This is a genomic window from Streptomyces sp. 13-12-16 (genome assembly GCF_002114215.1).
GTDB lineage: Bacteria > Actinomycetota > Actinomycetes > Streptomycetales > Streptomycetaceae > Streptomyces.
The window spans coordinates 1-3,378 of record NZ_NCTE01000639.1; the positions used below are offsets into that span (position 1 = coordinate 1).

Annotated in this window: 3 protein-coding genes; 1 reads left to right on the top strand and 2 read right to left on the bottom strand. The window is 72.9% G+C overall.

Features of this window, described 5'->3' with window-relative positions; translation table 11 throughout:
- The coding region (locus B7767_RS24775) for a PTS transporter subunit EIIC (protein ID WP_107486303.1) at positions 1-1,228 on the top strand (1,228 nt) is incomplete at its 5' end.
- Positions 1,229-1,251: 23 nt separating this feature from the next.
- Here the strand turns inward: B7767_RS24775 and B7767_RS24780 are convergent.
- Entirely contained in the window at positions 1,252-1,443 is a 192-nt protein-coding gene (locus tag B7767_RS24780) for a hypothetical protein (protein ID WP_085574140.1), read from the bottom strand.
- Positions 1,444-2,039: 596 nt separating this feature from the next.
- Complete coding sequence (locus B7767_RS24790) at positions 2,040-2,951, bottom strand: RNA polymerase sigma-70 factor (RefSeq protein WP_085574142.1); 912 nt, start codon at positions 2,949-2,951, stop codon at positions 2,040-2,042.
- Positions 2,952-3,378 lie beyond the last annotated feature (427 nt).

The window sequence follows — 3,378 nt, forward strand, 5'->3', positions numbered from 1 at the left end:
GTCCCCCGCCCCGGACCGCGGGGGCGGCCCCGTGACGGCCGAGGCGCTCGCCGCGCGGGGAGCGGCGCTCAGGGCGGACCGGAAGGCGAGGAACGCCACGCCGCTCAAGCTGTTCCTGCGCCGCATCGCGAACATCTTCGTGCCGCTGATTCCCGCGCTCATCGGCTGCGGCATCATCGCCGGCCTGAACGGCCTGCTGGTCAACCTGCACTGGCTGCCGGGGATCACCCCGGCCCTGACCGCCATGGCGTCCGGGTTCATGGCCCTGATCGCCGTCTTCGTCGGCCACAACACGGCCAAGGAGTTCGGCGGTACGCCGATCCTGGGGGGTGCCGTCGCGTCGGTCATCGTCTACGCGGGAGTGGCGGACGTCGAGGCGTTCGGCCGGCACCTCTCACCGGGACAGGGCGGCGTGCTCGGTGCTCTGGGTGCCGCGTGGCTCGGCGTGTACGTGGAGAAGTGGTGCCGGCGCCGGGTGCCCGAGGCCGTCGACGTCCTGGTGACGCCCACCGTCACCGTGCTCGTGGCCGGACTGGCGACCCTGTTCGGGCTGATGTTCCTCGCCGGCGAGGTGTCCACCTGGATCGGCGACGCGGCCGACTGGCTGCTGTCCCACGGTGGCGCGGGCGCCGGGTTCCTCCTCGGGGGCCTCTTCCTGCCGCTGGTCATGCTGGGCCTGCACCAGGCCCTGATCCCCATCCACACCACCCTCATCGAGGGCGCCGGCTTCACCGTCCTGCTGCCGATCCTCGCGATGGCGGGTGCGGGACAGGTCGGTGCGGCGATCGCGGTCTACTGCCGGCTGCCGCACAACACCTCGGTCCGGACGACCGTCAAGTCCGCGCTCTGGCCCGGCTTCCTCGGCGTCGGAGAGCCCCTCATCTACGGTGTGTCCCTCCCCCTGGGGCGTCCGTTCGTCACCGCCTGCGCGGGCGGAGCCTTCGGCGGCGCGTTCGTCGGCCTCTTCAACCAGCTGGGCACGGACGTCGGTTCGACCGCGATCGGCCCCTCGGGGTGGGCGCTGTTCCCCCTCCTCGACGGCAACCACGGCCTGGGGCGGACGGTCGCCGTCTACACCGCCGGTCTGCTCGTCGGTTACGCGACGGGCTTCCTCGCCACCTACTTCTTCGGCTTCACGAAGACCATGCTCACGGAACTCGACAAGGCGCCCGCCTCTCCGGCGGAGGGAGGGCCCGTCCCCGCGGACCGGGCCGCCGAAAAGGTCTGACCCGGCCCCAGGAGGCCGTTCCCTCAGGACCGGCCCAGCGGGGATTCCGTACGGCGCAGCCGGCGCAGGGCGTCGGAGACCGCCTCGATACGCGCGTCGACAGCGCCGAGTGTCTCGCGCAGCACGCGCAGACGCGCTTCGAGTACGGCGGCCTCGGCCGCCAGCGTCGCAGCGGCGGCCACCGGATCGGGCTCTTCGGGGTCCCGGGGCCTCATGCGAACGCCTTCCTGAGCACGTGCGCGGGCCGTTCGGCGGGGTCGGGCTGTTCCAGCAGGGACGTCTCGGGATGCATGAGCCGGCTGTCTCCGTTTCTCCGTTCGGCTGTTCCGCCCGGTTGACCGGGACGGTCCCCGTTCCGTGACAGGGGCCGCGGTGTCCGTCCGTCACGGCGTGCGTCGGAGGACGTCAGGGACGCCGGCGGTTCCAGCGGCGGAGCTCGCCGGGGGCGAGGACGGTCCGGACCCGTACGACGTGGTGATCGGCGGTGCCGACGCCGGTGACCGCGGCCGCTTGACGGTCAGGACGGACCACGAGGCCGGTCCGTCCGTCGGCGGAACGGGTGTCCGGGGCGGTGCGCGGGCCACGGGCCGGCGGGCTCGGCACGCCGCGGGCGGCCCGGGCGTAGCCGTGCACGGTCGGACCGGGGCCCGGACCTTGCCACCGCCGTCGGAGAAGGCCGTGACGTCGGGTGCCGGCAAGGACGCGAGAAGCCCCGCGTCCTCCGCCGCACAGGCCCGGCGCACCGCGCGGGCCACGGCGTCGTGGGCCGCGCACGGCGGGCCCGCTCGGCCCACCCGTGCCCGGAGACGGTTCAGCCACTCAGGGACGCCACGTAGGAAGACAGCTTGTCCGGGTTCATCACCCACATGATCCGGTCGATCCCGTCCGCCGAGACGTCGACGGACAGCAGGGCCACGGCGCTCTCGCCGACGGAGACGAGCACGGCCGGCCGTCCGTTGGCCTCGACCCACCGGGTCCGCGCCGGCGGCCAGAACCGCGGTGCGAAGGCGGTGAGGTACTTGGAGACGTGGCCACGTCCCACGACCGGGATCCTCGACGCGCCCCGGACGCCTCCGCCGTCCGCGTAGCTGACGACGTCGGCGGCGAGAACCTTCTCCAGCACCGCCATGTCGCCCTTCTGCGCGGCGGCGAGGAACACCTCCAGCAGGCGCCGGTGATCGGCGGGGCTGACGGGTTCCTTGCGCTCGGCGGCGAGGTGCTTGCGCGCACGGCTCACCAGCTGCCGCGTGTTGGCCTCACTGGTCTCCAGGATCTCCGCGACCTGCTTGTAGGGGTAGTCGAAGGCTTCCCGCAGCACGTAGGCGCCCCGCTCCAGCGGGTTCAGCTTCTCGAGCAGGAGGAGAACCGCCAGTTCCAGCGCCTCGGCGCGCTCCGCGCCCATCTGCGGGTCCTGACGGGTGTCGACCGGTTCGGGGAGCCACGGCCCGACGTAGGACTCCCGCCGCACCCGCGCGGACTGTGCGACGTTGATGGCCAGGCGCGTGGTGATCGTGGTCAGGAAGGCCGTGGGCTCGTGGACGCCGCCGCGGTCGGTGTTCTGCCACCGCAGCCATGTCTCCTGGAGGACGTCCTCGGCCTCCGCGGAACTGCCGAGCACGCGGTACGCGATCCCGAACAGCCGCGGACGTGCCGCGATGAAATCCCTCGTGGCCCGCTCGAGGGAATCGGTGCCGTCGGAATCGGTGTCGTCCCCGGTGTGCATGATCGCCCCTTCCGGCTCCTGCGCAACCATGCTACAAGCGGGTTCGGTGGCGTGCGCCCGGGGACATGGGTGACACATCGTGTGACATGGTGTGTAATTCAGGCCTCGCGGCAGACCCCGTGCCGGTGACCTCCTGGCGTACGACGGCATCGCGCCGCCGTGCTCCATCGGCGTGCCGTGTCACAGACGGCGTGCCCGTCCGGTCCATGGGGAGGAAACGCGAACGACTCGGCGCCGTGATGGGAGAGGGTGAACGATGAGCGGCTCGGGCCCGCACGGCCTTCCCCGGCCCGTGACTCCCCGCACCCCGTCGTCCCGCCCAGGTGCCGTCACCTCCCGGGCGGGGTCGGCGCCGACCGGCGCCGAGGCCCGGCCCGTGGGGCTTCGGCCGCTCCCGGCGGCCCCCGGCACCGCCGGACGTTCCCTC

Bases quoted from the DNA above. Each gene is read 5' to 3' on its own strand.
- B7767_RS24780 (WP_085574140.1), bottom strand. From the start codon at position 1,443: ATGAGGCCCCGGGACCCCGAAGAGCCCGATCCGGTGGCCGCCGCTGCG.
- B7767_RS24790 (WP_085574142.1), bottom strand. From the start codon at position 2,951: ATGCACACCGGGGACGACACCGATTCCGACGGCACCGATTCCCTCGAG.